This window comes from Posidoniimonas corsicana (assembly GCF_007859765.1).
GTDB classification, from domain to species: Bacteria; Planctomycetota; Planctomycetia; order Pirellulales; family Lacipirellulaceae; genus Posidoniimonas; species Posidoniimonas corsicana.
Window position 1 is genome coordinate 1276498 of record NZ_SIHJ01000001.1, and the last position, 15254, is coordinate 1291751.

At 67.2% G+C, this 15254-nt stretch carries 15 protein-coding genes; 12 read left to right on the forward strand and 3 right to left on the reverse strand.

Annotated elements, in window-relative coordinates:
* Positions 1 to 96: 96 nt before the first annotated feature.
* On the forward strand, positions 97 to 1773 hold the full coding sequence (locus KOR34_RS04835; protein WP_197531149.1) for a glycoside hydrolase family 76 protein: 1677 nt from the start codon (positions 97 to 99) through the stop codon (positions 1771 to 1773).
* Here KOR34_RS04835 and KOR34_RS04840 read toward each other — a convergent pair.
* Both KOR34_RS04840 and KOR34_RS04845 read right to left on the reverse strand, forming a co-directional pair.
* A complete protein-coding gene (locus KOR34_RS04840) occupies positions 1742 to 2458 on the reverse strand; it encodes a uracil-DNA glycosylase family protein (protein WP_146562700.1) in 717 nt (238 codons plus the stop codon). The genes KOR34_RS04835 and KOR34_RS04840 overlap by 32 nt on opposite strands.
* A 78-nt stretch (positions 2459 to 2536) precedes the next feature.
* Entirely contained in the window at positions 2537 to 3574 is a 1038-nt protein-coding gene (locus KOR34_RS04845) for an alpha/beta hydrolase (protein ID WP_146562702.1), read from the reverse strand.
* 316 nt (positions 3575 to 3890) lie between these two features.
* Between KOR34_RS04845 and KOR34_RS04850 the strand changes: the two genes are divergently transcribed.
* The 8 genes from KOR34_RS04850 (at position 3891) to KOR34_RS04885 (ending at position 11565) form a co-directional block, all read left to right on the forward strand.
* On the forward strand, positions 3891 to 4391 hold the full coding sequence (locus KOR34_RS04850) for an RNA polymerase sigma factor (protein WP_146562704.1): 501 nt from the start codon (positions 3891 to 3893) through the stop codon (positions 4389 to 4391).
* Between the two features lie 238 nt (positions 4392 to 4629).
* The gene (locus tag KOR34_RS04855) at positions 4630 to 4857 is read left to right on the forward strand and encodes a hypothetical protein (protein WP_146562706.1); all 228 of its coding nucleotides are present in this window, start codon (positions 4630 to 4632) and stop codon (positions 4855 to 4857) included.
* Positions 4858 to 4975: 118 nt separating this feature from the next.
* Entirely contained in the window at positions 4976 to 8014 is a 3039-nt protein-coding gene (locus tag KOR34_RS04860) for a hypothetical protein (protein ID WP_146562708.1), read from the forward strand.
* Entirely contained in the window at positions 8011 to 9045 is a 1035-nt protein-coding gene (locus KOR34_RS04865) for a tetratricopeptide repeat protein (RefSeq protein WP_146562710.1), read from the forward strand. Before KOR34_RS04860 ends, KOR34_RS04865 begins: the two co-directional genes overlap by 4 nt.
* Before the next feature lie 177 nt (positions 9046 to 9222).
* Positions 9223 to 10014, forward strand: a complete 792-nt coding sequence (locus KOR34_RS04870) for a MotA/TolQ/ExbB proton channel family protein (RefSeq protein WP_146562712.1) — start codon at positions 9223 to 9225, stop codon at positions 10012 to 10014.
* 83 nt (positions 10015 to 10097) lie between these two features.
* A complete protein-coding gene (locus tag KOR34_RS27440; RefSeq protein ID WP_197531150.1) occupies positions 10098 to 10331 on the forward strand; it encodes a four helix bundle protein in 234 nt (77 codons plus the stop codon).
* A 130-nt stretch (positions 10332 to 10461) separates the two neighbouring features.
* Positions 10462 to 10923: an ExbD/TolR family protein gene (locus KOR34_RS04880; protein WP_146562714.1), complete on the forward strand. Its 462-nt coding sequence runs from the start codon at positions 10462 to 10464 to the stop codon at positions 10921 to 10923.
* 153 nt (positions 10924 to 11076) lie between these two features.
* Positions 11077 to 11565: an ExbD/TolR family protein gene (locus KOR34_RS04885; RefSeq protein WP_146562716.1), complete on the forward strand. Its 489-nt coding sequence runs from the start codon at positions 11077 to 11079 to the stop codon at positions 11563 to 11565.
* A 304-nt stretch (positions 11566 to 11869) separates the two neighbouring features.
* On the opposite strand, the gene KOR34_RS04890 is transcribed toward KOR34_RS04885, so the two are convergent.
* Entirely contained in the window at positions 11870 to 12547 is a 678-nt protein-coding gene (locus KOR34_RS04890; protein WP_146562718.1) for a hypothetical protein, read from the reverse strand.
* 168 nt (positions 12548 to 12715) lie between these two features.
* On the opposite strand from KOR34_RS04890, the gene KOR34_RS04895 reads away from it, so the two are divergent.
* The 3 genes from KOR34_RS04895 (at position 12716) to KOR34_RS04905 (ending at position 15249) form a co-directional block, all read left to right on the forward strand.
* Positions 12716 to 13363, forward strand: a complete 648-nt coding sequence (locus tag KOR34_RS04895) for a DUF1801 domain-containing protein (RefSeq protein ID WP_146562719.1) — start codon at positions 12716 to 12718, stop codon at positions 13361 to 13363.
* A 79-nt stretch (positions 13364 to 13442) separates the two neighbouring features.
* Positions 13443 to 14477 (forward strand): arabinan endo-1,5-alpha-L-arabinosidase, encoded by a 1035-nt coding sequence (locus KOR34_RS04900; RefSeq protein WP_197531151.1) that lies wholly within the window; start codon positions 13443 to 13445, stop codon positions 14475 to 14477.
* A gap of 124 nt (positions 14478 to 14601) precedes the next feature.
* Complete coding sequence (locus tag KOR34_RS04905; protein ID WP_228714510.1) at positions 14602 to 15249, forward strand: hypothetical protein; 648 nt, start codon at positions 14602 to 14604, stop codon at positions 15247 to 15249.
* Positions 15250 to 15254 lie beyond the last annotated feature (5 nt).

The window sequence follows — 15254 nt, forward strand, 5'->3', positions numbered from 1 at the left end:
CAGTCCATTGCGTGGCGGGCCCGGAGGCGCCGTGTTACGATGAGAAAGACTCCCCCCAACGGCCCACCTGGCCGGGCCTATCCCCCTCCACTCAATATGCGGCGCCATCCCGAGCAGGCGCCCCACGGCCAGGACGTGCATCCGATGATCGCCGCCAGCCCACCCCTGATAATCCGTCGGCTCGCGGCGTTGTGCGTTCTGCTCGCCGCATCGCCGTCGGTCGGCGAGGCGGTCGCGTTGTCGGTGCTGCAGGGCTGGGGAGAAGCGGTCGCAACAGAGATCGACAGCTCGCTCCGCGTCCCGGGCACGAACCTATACGCTGAGACCGCGTCGCTAGGAGGCGGCCAGTCGGGTGGGATCAACGGCCGTTCGTTCGTGTGGCCCGCCAGCACGCAGTTCCGCGTGCTGAACTCGCTACTCCAGTCCGAGCCCAACGCCAGCACGACCGTGCTGCGTCAGTTCTCCAACGAGTTGCGTCGATCCTACTGGGACGACGGGTACCGCTCTGGGGCCGGCGCCGGCGACCGCTTCTACGACGACAACGCCCACATCGCCGTCGCCCTGGTCGAAGCCTACAACCTGACCGACGATCCGGTCTACCTCGCGCGGGCAATCGACACCTACAAGTTCGTCCTCGAGGGCGAGGATACGGCGGCGGGCGGCGGGATCTACTTCAAGCAGTTCGACTTCTCGTCGAAAGACGCCATCTCAACGCTGCAGGGCGCCCGCAGCGCCGCGATGCTCTTCCGGGCAACCGGCGAGGCGGCCTACCTTGCCGACGCGACCCGACTGCTCGAATGGGCCAACTCCCATATCCAGCTCTCCAACGGGCTATTCAATCAAGGCTACCTGATCGCAGAGGGAACGCCCTCGGGCGTGGAGATCGTCAACTCGGCTGGCGTGGGGATTTCAGCAAACCTCGAGTTGTACGCCGCTACGTCCGAAGCGGGCTACCTTTCCGAGGCGCAGCGCATCGCCACGGCGAGCCTCGGCCGGTACTTCGACTCCGCCACCGGACGCATCAACGATGAGGGTTACTGGGCCTACGAACTGGTCGACGCGTTGAATGACCTCTACCTAACCGACAAGGACCCACGGTGGCGCACCGCGGTGCACGGAGCGCTGGCGTGGCTCAACGCCAACAAGCAGGACCCGAACACCCACTACGACCTGTTCTGGGGCCGCAACGGGCCGATCGTCGACACGCTTTCCGAGTGGAACCTCAACGAGCAGGCATCAGTCGCCCGGGCGTACCTCGACACGGCGCTCACCATGCTTACCGGCGACGCCAACCTGGACGGGCTGCTCACGGCCGCCGATGTCCGGACGTTCGTCAGCGTCTGGCAGTCGGACACCTCCGGACACGACACCCTGGGCCGCCTGCGGAGGGGTGATTTCAACCTCGATGGGCTGACCGACGTCCAGGACTCCTACGCCTTCCAGGAGGCGATGGACGAGGCCGGGGTTGAGATCACCCCGGCGCAACTTGCGGCCATCGGCTTGCTGCTGCCTGGCGACTACAACGACGACGGACTCGTCGACGCAGCCGACTACAGCGTGTGGCGCGACAGCCTAGGTGGGCCCGCCGGCTCGCTGCCGAACGACCTGGACGGCGGCGTCATCGGCCAGAATCAGTACTCGACGTGGCGGGAGAACTACGGCGCCGCCGGCGCCTCGTCGGCCGCCGCGACGCGGACGCCTGAGCCCACCGCGGTAGCCTGCCTGCTTACCGCCGCCGGCCTCACCACACGCCGGCGTCCTCGAGCTGCTTAGTCGCGGCCGCGGCCCAGCCGCGGTTCGCCGCCGGGCTGGCCGGGCTGGGGTGCAGGATGGTGGTGACCCTCGCCCTGTCACCGGCGACCCGCTGCAGGCACTTCTCCGCGTAGCGGCCCACGCCCACCGCCCACTCGGGCTGCACCGCTTCGATCACCGCGGCGAGGTGGGCGTCACACAACTCAGCGATCGGCGCGCGTTCCTCGGCGGGCAGGTGGTCGGGCGTGCGGTTGCGGCCCGACTCCTCCATGAACGCCAGTGGGCAGTAGTTGGCGACCAGGTGCTCCTTGAAGAACAGTGTGGGCGTCTTGAAGCGGTCCCGCATCAGCCCCCAGAGCCGCTCGCCAGAGACCTCGCTCCGCGGGCACTCCAGTCCCTGGATCGGCCGCTTGGGGTGCAGCTGCTTGGGCTGCTTGATCGGCGCGTCGATCTTCATCCAGTCCCGCACGGACGCCACCTGGCCAAACGGCACGCCGGTCTGAGCCATGCCCCATGGGCCGGGGTTCATGCCGAGCATCAGCACCCGCACCCCGCCGGCGGGGATCTGGCGGAGGTAGGCCTCGTGGGCGGCCCAGGCGTAGGTCAGCGGGTTGTAGACGCACGCCACCGGTTCGGCGAAGCGGAGCTTGTCGATCTGCTTGGCGAGTTTCTTGGCAGCGGCAACGGCGGAGTCAGCGGCGGACATGCACGGAAGGACTAAAGGGGATCGAATGGTGGGCCCGCAGCTTAGCAGGCCCCCCTCGCAGCGGCGACCCGCCCCACGCTACTCGGCAGAACCGGCGTCAGCCTGTCGCCGCTTCTGCGTGGCCGGGCCGATACGTTCGGCCAGGAAGTCGACGGCCGCCGAATTCACGTCAGCCGACATGGCTCGAAACCCGTGCCCTGCGCCGGCGACACGCTGAAGCTCGTGGGGCACGCCAGCCTCTGCCAGTTTCTGGGCCAACCGCACACTCTGCTCAATCGGCACGACGTTGTCGTCTTCGCCGTGCGCAATGAAAATCGGTGGGTCGTGGGCATCGACATGCTCGATCGGGTTCATCAGCTTCGCCAGGGCAATCTCGCTCGCAAACTCTGTCAGGCGACTATCGGCAGCCTCGCGGAGCACACCTACCCCCCGACCGGGTCCGGTGAACCCTAGCAGTTTCGACTCTGGCGAGTCGGGCGCGTCGTGATCGATAGCGCTCCCGGGGGGATCCGCCACGTCGGTCTGCATCCGCAACAGGTCCGTTGGGCCAAAGTAGTCGACCGCGGCCTGGACGCCGCTCGGCTGGTCGACGTTGCCGCCGACGTCACCTTCCGACTCCGCGACCCCGCCGGAGGTCGCCAGCAGCGCGGCCAGGTGCCCGCCGGCCGACGCCCCCCACACGGCGAACCGCTCGGGATCGAGCTGACGCCTGGCTGCGTTGGCCCGCAGGAAACGCACTGCGCCTTTGATGTCGTGGATCTGCGCGGGCGCAATGGCTTGACTAGAAAGGCGGTACTGCACCGACGCCACCGCGAACCCGCGTCTCAGGAGCTGCCGCAGCCCCGGGGGCGGAGCGTTGTAGCTGCCGGCCAGCCACGCCCCGCCGTGGACCCAGATTACTAGCGGGCGCGGTCTGGCAGACCGGTCCAGCGGCATCCACAAGTCCAGGTGCAGCTCGATCGGTTCGCCGCTGTCGGACACGGTCTTTGCGTAGACCAGGTCGTTGACTGTCGGCGCTGGCGGCTGCGCCGTAGCGGGTTCGGTCGCCAACAGGCACAACGCCACGACGACGCCCAACGACCGTCGCGCTGCGTGACCGAGTGGATTGCAGGTCATCCTAGAGCTCAGGTTGAGTTAGAGTTTCAAGTCAGGCAACGGCATTGGGACGAGTTACGGAAACCCCGTCTGAGCCCGCTTGGCGCCGAGCGGTGTGGGTATTCGCCGCTGCACGCCCGGCTGTCCCAGCCCACCACCATCTCCACAACCCTAACGGGCATAAGGGATTACAGGATTTCCCTCAATTTCTTCTGCCAGATGGAATAGTCCAGCCCGCAACTCCGAATCGTAGTGCGGAACGAGCGTGGCGTGCTAAGATGCAGGCCACGGAATACTCCAGCATCTGCACGGAACAGGCAGATAGGAGAGGCAACGGGTGTCGCTATCAAGGGCCGATTTTCACGTCCTGATCGAGGAGCATGCCTCCGCATTGTACCGGCTGGCCTACCGCCTGGTGGGTTCGCCGCACGACGCGGAGGACATCGTGCAGGAAACCATGCGTAGCGCATGGACCAGCCGAGAGCGATTCGAGCAGGGTCGAGGCGAACGGGCCTGGCTAGCGGCAATTTTGCGGCGGCGTGTCGTCGACCGCTGGCGGCGTTCCGGGAGAGTCCCGGTCGCGGCTGGCGAGCGTGTGATGGACGTCGCTTGCGAGGCCGAGGATCCGTTGGCTCACGAGTATACCGACGAGATGCAGTACGCACTCTCCAAGCTGTCCCCCGAACTCCGAGAGTCGCTGCTCTTGGTTGTCGTGGGAGAGCTTACCCACCAGCAGACCGCTGACGAATTGGGCGTGCCGTTAGGAACGGTGCTCTCACGCGTCAGTCGGGCCCGCCGGCGACTCCGCCAATACCTCCTCAGCGTCTCCAAGCGATAGCCATGCGACAAGCCGCTGTGTCGTAAGCTTTGTTGAGAGAGTGCTGCCGACCCCCGCGTCGCGTGCTGCCTGGCGTGCCCAGCAGAACGCTGCGGACTGATGCCCGCGCCGAATCATGCCCGCCGCCTCGGCGGTGTGGGCCGGCCGGGGAGGGAGGGGACGCCCCCCGGGCGTGTAACTTGTATTCGATCGGCGCTGGTTTCCATGGCGGCGCCGGTTGGGAAAGTGAACCAGTTTAATGTCAGACCACCTTCCTTCGCTGGACGCCTCGGACAGCGGCTTCCTCAATGCGTTCGTCGGCCCGCACCGGCTCGACCCCTCCCAGCGGGGCGTCGCCTCGCGCGTGGGCGGCGAGGCTCCTGCCCCACCTGCCGCCGAATCGGTCGACCTCGACGCGTTGCTGCAGAACGTGCGCATTCCCGATGGCCTGCACAATCGTTTGAACCAGATTGCTGCAGAAGAGTGAACGGACGGCTTTCTGCCAACTAATGGAGCTAACCGTCTGGTTTCGCTTATAGTCAAGGGAATGCGTGCGTCACGCGACGACTCTGCTCGCCACAGCCGCTTGCCCCCTTGTCCCCCCTATGCTCTCCAGGCGATTCTCCCTATCCCTCTCGTTGGCGCTGACGCTGTGGTTCCAGCCGTGCGAGTCCAGCGCCGCCGACGACACGGCAGCATTCCTCGACGCGATGCGTCAGGCGGGCAACTACGAACTGACGCTCGAGTACCTGGACCTCGTCTCCGCTTCGGACCGCACCTCGCCCGAAACCCGCTCGCGGATCCCGTACGAGCGGGCGGTGACTCAGCTCGAACAGGCGCAGACCATTAGCTCTTCCTCCGCCCGCCAGGCGGCGGTCGCCTCTGCCCGCCGCGAACTGCAGGAGTTCATCAACGGCGGCGCCGAGCCGCGCCTGGCCGCCGAGGCCAGCGTCAAGCTGGCCGGCGCCCTGGTGAACGGGGCAGGCCGCAGCCTGCTGGCTATGGAACGCCAGCCCCAACGGGCGAACAACGCCGACCTGAAACAGGCCCGCCGCGACATCGAGGACGCGCGGGGCTACCTGTCCCAGGCGGAAGACTCCTACCAACAGGCCCTCGAGCCCCTCAGATCCGTCCAGCCGGGCAGCGACGCGTCGCAGCTGCGGCTGCAGCTCCGCTTCGAACTCGCGCAGGCGCGGTTCGACAGCGCAAGAGCATTGGCGGAGCTGGCCAACACGTTCCCGTCGGACTCGCGTGAGCGGAAGCAGACGCTAGAGAACGCCGCGAAGGAGTTCGCCTCGCTCTACGAGAAGTACGACACCCAGCAGTCGGCCGGCATCGGCTTCCACGCCCACCTGTACGAGGGCCGCTGCTACCAAGAGCTGGGCGACCACCGACTAGCCGACGGCTGCTTCGAGGTGGTGGCTTCACTGCCGACCGAAGACCCCAGTCTCCGCCGCCTGGTGCGGATGGCGCAGGCAAGCCTGGTCGCTGGGCTGACCGCCCAGGGTAAGGCGGACGAGGCGCTCGAGCGGGGCGCCGACTGGGTAGACGACGTGCCCCGTCAGGAGCAGTCGCGGCCCGACGTGCTAGCTCTCAAGCACCAGCTCGGCGAGGCCGCGCTCTCCGCCGCCGACTCGACCGACGACCAGGGCGACTCACGCGAGCTGCGCAAGCAGGCCCGCCAGTATTTCACCGCAGCCTCGCGTGGGTTCAACGAACACCAGGCCGACGCCCGCCTCCGCCTGGCCGCGCTGTCCGAAGAACTCGGCGACCAGCAGGTGCAGGCCGCCACGTTCGACGAGGCGTTCCAGATTGGCGTCGACGCGCTCAACGCGGTGTTCGCCGCCCAGCTTGCGGCCAACGGCGGCCAGGACGCAGCCCCCACGGCCGCGGACAGCCAACGGGCGCTCGACGCGTTTCGGCAGGCGCTGCGACTCGCCGATTCCGAGACCCCGCTCGCCCGCCTCAATGACGCCCGCAACAAACTCAGCTACCTTTACTGGGAGTCCGGCGACTACCTCAGCAGCGCCGCCCTGGCGGAGTTCCTCGCCACCAAGCACCCGGACGACCCCAATGCCGAGAGCGCCGCCAAGCTGGCGATGGCCTCCTTTGAGAAGCTGCGGACGGAAGCCGAGCAGACCGGCGAGCCGACCCAATTCGCCACCGACCACCTGGTCCGCTTGAGTGAGTTTGTCACCCGCCGCTGGGCGGGCGAGCCGCTGGCGGACTCGGCGTTTAAGGTGCTGCTAGCAACCGCAATCCGCGACAACCGCTTGGAAGACGCCCGCAGCGTCCTCGCCGGCGTCGACCCGGAACGCCGCGCGCCGCTCGAACTGCGGCTCGCGCTGGCCAACTGGGAACAAATCGCCCGCGGCGGGAACGCCGAGGCCACGCCGGCCCAACGCGACCAGGCGATCGCGGCCCTGGAGTCCGCCTTCCGGGCGGTCAGGGAGCAGGGCCAGGTCGACGCGACCGGCGCGACCGGCGCCCTGTTCCTCGCCCAGGCCAAGCTCGGCCAGGGCGACGCACAGTCCGCCGCGAAGCTGCTAGAGGATTCCAAGCTCGGACCACTGACACTCGCCAACCAAGACGCGCCGGCGATCGCCGACAACCCAGGCTTCAAGGCCGAGGCGTACCGCACGGCGTTGCAGGCGTACCTGTCGGTCACGCCCCCCCGCACCGCCGAAGCGATGCAGATGATGGAGACCCTCGAGTCCGCCGTCGCCGACAAGTCGGCCCTCACACGCATCTACTTCGCCCTCGGCGTGCAGCTGCAGCGGCAGATCGAACAGCTCAACCAGGCCGGCAAGTCCGCCGACGCGCAGCGGGTGAGCTCCGCGTTCGCGGAGTTCATCTCCCGCATCGGCGACGCCGGCGACGGCGCCGACTGGACCATGCAGCAGTGGATGGCCCAGACCTTCCTGAAGCTCGCCGAGGGCCTCGGCGATGGCGACGCCGAGCAACGCACCGCCTTCTACCAGCGCGCCCGCGACGGCTTTCAAACCCTCGCGGACCGCGCCGCGAGCGATCCGGCCTCGATGCCGAGCCCCACGTCGGGGCTGGCGGTGCGGATGCAGCTCGGGGCGGCCCTGCGGGGCCTGGGCGAGTACGACCGGGCGGTCGATGTGTTCACCGACCTCTTGGCCGAACGCGAGATGATGCTCGACGTCCAGAAGCTGGCCGCGTACACGCTCCAGGAGTGGGGCGAGTCGGGCGACCCCGAGCGGCTGCAGCAATCGATCGGCGGCGCCCGCAAGTCGCCCCAGACCGGCAAGAACCTGATCTGGGGCTGGAGCAAACTGGCCAGCGTCAGCGGCAAGGTCGCCCGCAGCAAGCCGGAGTACCGGGATCTGTTCTTCGAATCCTGGCTGAACGTCGCCACCAGCCGGTACCTGGCCGGCATGCAGTCCAGCGGCGACCGGAAGACCAAACAGCTCGCCAGCGCCCGCAAGACAATCCTCCTGTTGTCGCGGCAGTATTCCGACCTGGGCGGCCCCGCGATGCGTAGCCGCTTCGACACGCTGCTCAAGAAGATCCAACGGGCCCAGGGCGAAGAGCCGGCGGGCCTGGCTGAATTCACCACCGCTTCGCTCATTGAGTCCTCCCGCCGCATGGCCGGCGTCAAACACTTATCAGCAGCATGAAGAACCACCCACTCCAGTACCTCGCGGCCGTAGCGGTCGCGCTGTTGATCACGCAACCCGCGGCCGCTCAGACCGATCGGGTGAAGACCACCTCCGGGGTCAAGACCGGCACGGTCACCCAGGTCGGCCCGCTCGGCGTGACGGTCGAGCGGAGCGGCCGCGAGACGCCGATCTCGGTCGCCGCGATCCGCACCATCCAGTTCGGCGACGAGCCGTCCGAGCTCACCAAGGCCCGCGTCAACGCGCTCAGCGGCGCGTACGCCAAGGCGCTGGAGAGCCTAGCGCAGGTCGACGCTGCGTCACTCAAACGGGACGAGGTCAAGCAGGAGGTCGAGTTCTACACGGCCTACTGCCGGGCGAAGCAGGCGCTCGTGGGCGAGGGATCCGTGTCCAGCGCCGGCTCCGAGCTGAACAACTTTGTGAAGAACAACCGGCAGAGCTTCCACTTCCTCGAGGCCAACGAGCTGCTGGGGGACATGCTGGTCGCGCTCGGCAGAAGCGACGACGCGGTCAAGCGGTACGAGGTGCTCGCCCGGAGCCGCCTGCCCGCGTTCAAGATCCGCTCGGCCGTGCTGGTCGGCAAGACGCTGCAGGCCGCCGGTCAGCACGATGAAGCCATCCAGCGGTTCTCCCAGGCCGAAGCCATGGCCGGCGACTCCGACGACGACAAGCCTCAGCTGCTGGCCGCGCAGCTTGGCCGAGCGGTCAGCCTGGGCGCCACCGGCAAGGTGGACGAGGGCGTGGAGCTGGTCCGCTCCGTCATCGCCGAGGCCGACCCCGAGGAGCAGCAGCTGCACGCCGACGCCTACAACGCCCTGGGCGGCTGCTACCTGCTGGCCGACCGCACCAAGGAGGCGCTCTTCGCCTACCTGCACGTCGACCTGCTGTACGACTCTGACCCCGCCGCCCACGCCGAGGCGCTCTACCACCTCGGCCAGCTGTGGGAAGCGATCGGCCAGTCCTCCAAGGCGCTCGACGCGCGCAAGACGCTCAAGGCCGAGTACGCGTCGAGCAAGTGGGCAAACCGCTAGCGCCGGCCCGCACGCCGTGCGACTCACCCCACCCTCCTAACTGCTACGTCTTGGCGCCGCGGGCCCGCCGCCGGGCATCGGGCGCCCGCCGCGGGCTTTGCGGGCCTGTCGCGGCGTGACTAGACTGAAACCTCTACCGGAACAGATGCCTTGGCGCCCCAGCCACAGGAGAACCAGATGCGGTCACCACTCGCCCCGTTCGGCCCCCGCGGCCTGACGGGCTCCCTCTCGTTCGCGTTGCTCATCGGCGTGCTCGCCACGCCCGGCGTGGCGCTTGCCCAGGACGGGGACGCCGGCAACGCCGCCGCGCAGATCGAGCAGATGAACTACCTGACCTGGGTGGCCACCTCGCTCGGCTGGGGCTACAGCATCGTGTTCCTGGCGCTCTCGTTTACGCTGGTCGCGTTGTTCGTCATGAACCTGCTGCAGGCCAGCCGCGGCAACGTGGTGCCGGCCGAGCTCACCGAGAGCTTCGAGGAGCACCTCAACGCCAAGCAGTACACCGAGGCCTACGAGCTGGCCAACGCCGACGAGTCGTTCCTCGGCAAGGTGCTCTCCGCCGGCCTGGGCAAGCTGTCCGGCGGCCAGAGCTACGCCCACGCCATCGAGGCCATGCAGGAGGTCGGCGAAGAGGAGAACATGAAGCTCGAGCACCGCCTGAGCTACATGGCGCTGATCGGCACCATCAGCCCGATGATCGGCCTGATGGGCACCGTGCAGGGCATGATCAGCGCGTTCCAGACCATCGCCACCACCGCCAGCGGCGCCCCCAACCCGAGCGACCTGGCCGGCGACATCTCGACCGCGCTGTTCACCACCCTGGCCGGACTGATGATCGCCATCCCGGCGATCGCCGCGTACAACATCCTCCGCAACCGCATCGCCCGCCTGGTGCTGGAAGTCGGCATCGTCAGCGAGGGCCTGATGAGCCGCTTCCAAAACGTCGGCGGAGGCAAGAAGGTAGAGTAGGCGCTGGCTGGAGGGCGCTGGGCGCTGGTGTTGAGGGGCAATCATTGGCCGGCTATCAGGATTTACGGGTTTGGAAGGAGGGAGTGAGACTCTCGCTAGAGGTCTATCGGTCGACTGCCACATTCCCGGACGACGAACGGTTCGGGCTCACCTCTCAGATTCGCAGAGCCGCCGTGTCAGTACCCTCCAACATTGCGGAGGGCGATGCCCGAAACATTCCGAGCGAGATGATACGATTCTCTGGAATCGCGTTGGGGTCACTCGCGGAGATCGAAACACAACTGTACATCGCTAGAGAATTGAATACCTCGACTTGACGTCGTACGAGTCGCTCGTCGCCATCACGACACCGCTCGGCAAGTTGCTACACGCCCTCATCCGCTCCAAGAGAACGACTTAACGGCGCAGCCGTATCCAACAACCAGCGCCCTCCAACCAGCGCCCAACATGCGATTCAAACAACGCAAGCAGCTCGACGCATCCGAGGGCGACCTGACGCCCATGATCGACATGACGTTCCAGCTGATCGCGTTCTTCATGGTGCTGATCAACTTTACCGAGGTCGAGCAGGACCAGCGGATCACGCTGCCCGCGAGCGAGCTGGCCCAGCCGCCCGACGTGCCGTACGACGAGCCGCTGACCGTGCAGATCACCAAAGACGAGACCATCCTCTTCGCCCGCGACGAGCTGGAGCCCGACGCGCTGCTGCCCGCGCTGCGGCGCGAGGCTTCGATCATCCGCGCGTACGACAAGCAGCTTTCGGACGTGACCATCATCATCCGAGCCGACGAGACCGTCCGCACCGGCGTGGTGCAGGACGCGATCAGCGCCTGCCAGGAAGCCGAATTCGAGACCTTCGCCCTCCGCGGCAAGACCAGCAGCGAAGACACCCTGATCCTGCGGGAGTAACGAGTCTCGTGACTGGTCGCTAGCGGCCGGAACCCAGCCCACTACGCACCACCCACTACGCACCACCCACGACGCACCACCCACCACGCACCACCCACCACGCACCACCCACCACGCACCACCCACCACGCACCACGCACTGCCCTCCAACCGATGAAGATCCGTCACGCGGACCACCGCGACAAGATCGAGCTGCAGATGACGCCGATGATCGACATCGTGTTCCTGCTGCTCGTGTTCTTCATCATGACGTTCAAGATTGTGCTGCCCGAGGGCGACTTCAACATCCGCATGCCGCTGCCCAGCGAGGACACGCAGCCGCAGCCGCTCGAGACCCCCACTCTCCGGCTGCGTCTCGCTTCCAACGACGACGGCAGCCTGCAGTCGGTCAGCCTGGGCGAGAAGTCGTTCGGCAACGGCCCCGACGCGTTCGCCCAGCTCCACCAGTACCTGCGGTCGCTCATCCAGGACGACGGCGGCCCCGGCGCCGGCGACGAGCCGGAGGTCGAGATCGACGCCGACTACAACCTCCGCTACGACTACACCATCCACGCCATCACCGCGATCTCCGGCTACCACGAGAACAACGACACCCACACCCTGGTCGAGAAGATCCGCTTCACGCCTCCCAAGAAGCCGTAGGGCGTCGCATCTATCAGGCGGCCAACCGCGCCGAGCCGTCCTTCGACACCTTCGCGTGCCCACGGACTTTTGTCCCATTTGGCGCTACGCAATCTTAGGGACAAAAGCCAGCCCCTGCCGCAGCACGCTCTCTTCGCAAGCCCTAAGCTGACAACAGGTTCCGGGTTGCGTTCAGTTCTAACTCGGCCGACTTTTGTCCACCGGCACACGCTAGTAGGGACAAAAGTCGTCGACCCCGCGGGCGACGAGCGGCAGAAGACAGTCCGCCGCAATTAGACATTGGACCGCGCAGGGTGGCCGGTTTCTACCAAGAAGAGAGGGAACGGGCAGAATCGTACCTGCGTTCAGCAACTCTCCTTGTCGCCAGAACACTCGCGCCCGCAAGGAGGACAATCGATGCCGATAGCGGCTCGGGAACGCCGACTGCGCGCACCATGGCGTTGCCGTCGGTCATTGGAAACGAGAACATCGGAGAGATAGCCGAGGTGTCAATGTCCGGCGAGAGTTGTGTGAAGGTAACCCCTTGAAAGTCGCCCTGATCGGTCGCGATAGGCGAAGGGCCACCGGGCAAATCCCGCACGATGACCGCCGCGAAGAACGTCCCCTGGACTCTGGTCGGCGCCAGCGGGTAGTTGACAAAGGTGTTGCTGTCAGGCGAGGAAATAACGCCGGCGCCCGAGGAGAGAAGGACTAAATCGTTCAACAGACCATCGTTGTTCGGGTCGTCGTAGAGCAGGACCTCGACAGGCGTGTCGGCCGGGGCGTGGCCAGGGTTCAGCGGCGTCCCCCACGCGACCTGGATCGCGGTGATGACCTCCCCGCCGGGCTGGGCAGAGAAGAGATTCCCCAGCAGTCCATCAAACCCAGCAGGTCCGCCACGCACCATTTCGGCGCCGCCGTCATCGGCCCGGTAGAGCACGCCTGCCGACAAGCTGGATGAGGCGCCAACAGCAAGCAGGAAGAAGCAAACCGACCGAGACATCGCCGACCTCCCGCGAAGAGTGAAGAGCAGGGAGTGTTGTTCTCAAGTCCTCCAGCACCCCGACCGCATCCGCATTGTAACCTGCCGTGGGCATGACGACACGACCGCGGACTTGCGGTAAACTCAGCGCGTGACTTCCAGCCCTACGAGCCATGCGCAGTTGACGCGATGCCCGAAACCGACCCCAAAGTCGACGAGTTCTTCGCGTCGCTCGAGCAGTGGCGCGACGAGCTCGCCGCCCTGCGGCGGATCGCCCTGCGGTGCGGCCTGACCGAGGCCTACAAGTGGCGGCAGCCCTGCTACACTTACCAGGACAGCAACGTCGCGATCCTGGGCGCCTTCAAGTCCAGCTGCACGCTGAGCTTCTTTAAGGGCGCGCTCCTGAAAGACCCTCAGGGCATCCTCACCAAGCCGGGCGAGAACACCCGGGCGGCCCGCGTCGCCCGCTTCACCAGCGTCAGCCAGATTGAGACCCTGACGCCCCTACTCGAGTCCTACCTGCGCGACGCGATTCGGCTCGAGCAGGAGGGCGCCCGGGTGGACCGGAGCGAGGGCGTCGATCCCGAAGCGCCGGCCGAGCTTGACGCCAGGCCGCGTGAGGACCCAGCCCTCAAGGCGGCGTTCGAGGCGCTCACGCCGGGCCGCCAGCGGGCGTACCTGATGCACTTCGCGGCCGCCAAGCAATCCAGCACACGAACGGCGCGGATCGACAAGTGCGCGCCGCGGATCCTCGACGGCAAGGGCCTCAACGACTGCACGTGTGGGCACACCCAGAAGCCGCCCGGGTGCGACGGGTCTCACAAGCACTACCGTTAGGGCTGCTACCCGCGGCGCGTTGCGGCGTGCTAGGATGTCGCCCAACCGAAACGCCGCTCCTCGAATCAGGAACCCTCTCGTGACGACCCACGTGCCACGGACTTGCCTGCGTGCTCCCCTGCTCCTGCTTGGCCTGCTAGCTGCCGGGTCCCCCGCGCACCTGACGGCGCAAACCAGCGCCCGCGAGGGCCTGCTGAACGGGGCGCCGGATCCGACGGGGGTGGCGGTCAAGAACGACGCGGGCGAGACGGTCTACTACGTCGCGGCGACGGGGCAGGGCGTCCAACTGCTCCGGAGCACTGACCTAGCGCGCTGGGAGCCGGCCGGCCGCGTGTTCCACGCCCCCGTGCCCGAGTGGGCCGCCCGCGCGGTGCCCGGCACACAGGGCATCTGGGCGCCGGACCTCAGCTACCACGACGGGCTGTTCTACTTGTACTACAGCGTGTCGACCTTCGGCAGCCAGCACTCGGTGATCGGGCTGGCGGTGAACAAGTCGCTCGAGCCCGGCCACCCCGACAACAAGTGGGAAGACCGCGGCCAGGTGATCTCGTCTGACGCGGCCGAGACCGACTTCAACGCCATCGACCCGGCGCTGCTGGTGGACCAGCAGGGCAAGTGGTGGCTGTTCTGGGGGTCGCACTGGGCCGGGCTGAAGGCGGTCGAGGTGGACCCGTCGACCGGCAAGCCCAAGGACGGCGCCGAGGTGCTGGCCGTGGCCGCCCGGCCCGACACCCGCTCGCACGCCATCGAGGCGCCGTTCGTCATCTTCCACGACGGCTACTACTACCAGTTCGTGTCGTGGGACTCGTGCTGCGACGGCGCCAAGAGCACCTACAAGGTGATGGTCGGACGCAGCAAGCAGCCGACCGGCCCGTACGCCGACGCCGACGGCAAGCCGATGCTCGAAGGGGGCGGCACGCTGGTCCTGGAGAACAGCGAGCGGTGGCGCGGCCCGGGCCACAACGGCGTGATCACCACCGACCAGGGCCAGTGGATGGTGCACCACACGTACGATGTAGAGAACCTGGACGCCCAGCGGATCCTGCAGGTGCGGCCGCTGACCTGGACCAAGGAGGGCTGGCCGCGTGTTGGCGAGCCGGTGGCTGCGCCGTAGAGCAGTATCGCCGGCAGGCCCGTGACCCCCGTTGGAGGCGAAGCGTGACTCCGCCGGCGCAGCCGCCTACAATCAGGGCGGGCACGGCGTGCCCCACCAATCATCCGCAGGTGAGGGCTCCAACATGGCGAAGAAGATCAGCGCTTCGGTTGGCAAGGGCGGCAAGAACAAGCCGATCGACACGAGCGGCCAGGCCACGCTCAGCGACTCGCTCGACATTGACTCCGGCAACCCTCCGCCGAGCGCCGCACTGGCCTTCTCTGCGCCCGCGTCGGGCGCCGACGAGCAGCTCGTGGTGGCGTTTCCGATTGGCGACGAGTTCATCTACGACCCCATCGAGCTTGGCCCTGCGACCTCTCTCGACTTCGTGGTGGACGTGTTCGCCGAGTCGCTCGCCGGGGCGTCACGCGTGGACGTGACGATGGCCGTGCTGCAGGACGGGTTCTTTATCGCCGCGCCGACCTCGTCCACGCCTTCGATGGACGGATCGGAAGTCGGCTGGGCCCGCCTCAGCCACGCCGGCCTGGAGGCCAACGACTTTCTGGCGGCCGATGGCGGCGGCGCAACGCCCGACTTCTCGCGGCCGTTCCAGTTCTCCTACGCGTTCCACGCCGACTACTCCGCCACGACGCTGGGCGTCGACCTGCGGATCGACAACATGGAGGCCACGGTCAACACGATCCCCGAGCCCGGATCGGCGGCGCTCGTGGTGGCCATGGGCGCGGCCGTTCTGTGGGACCGCTGGTGGAACGACGACAACGGGCCAAGGTGAGAACA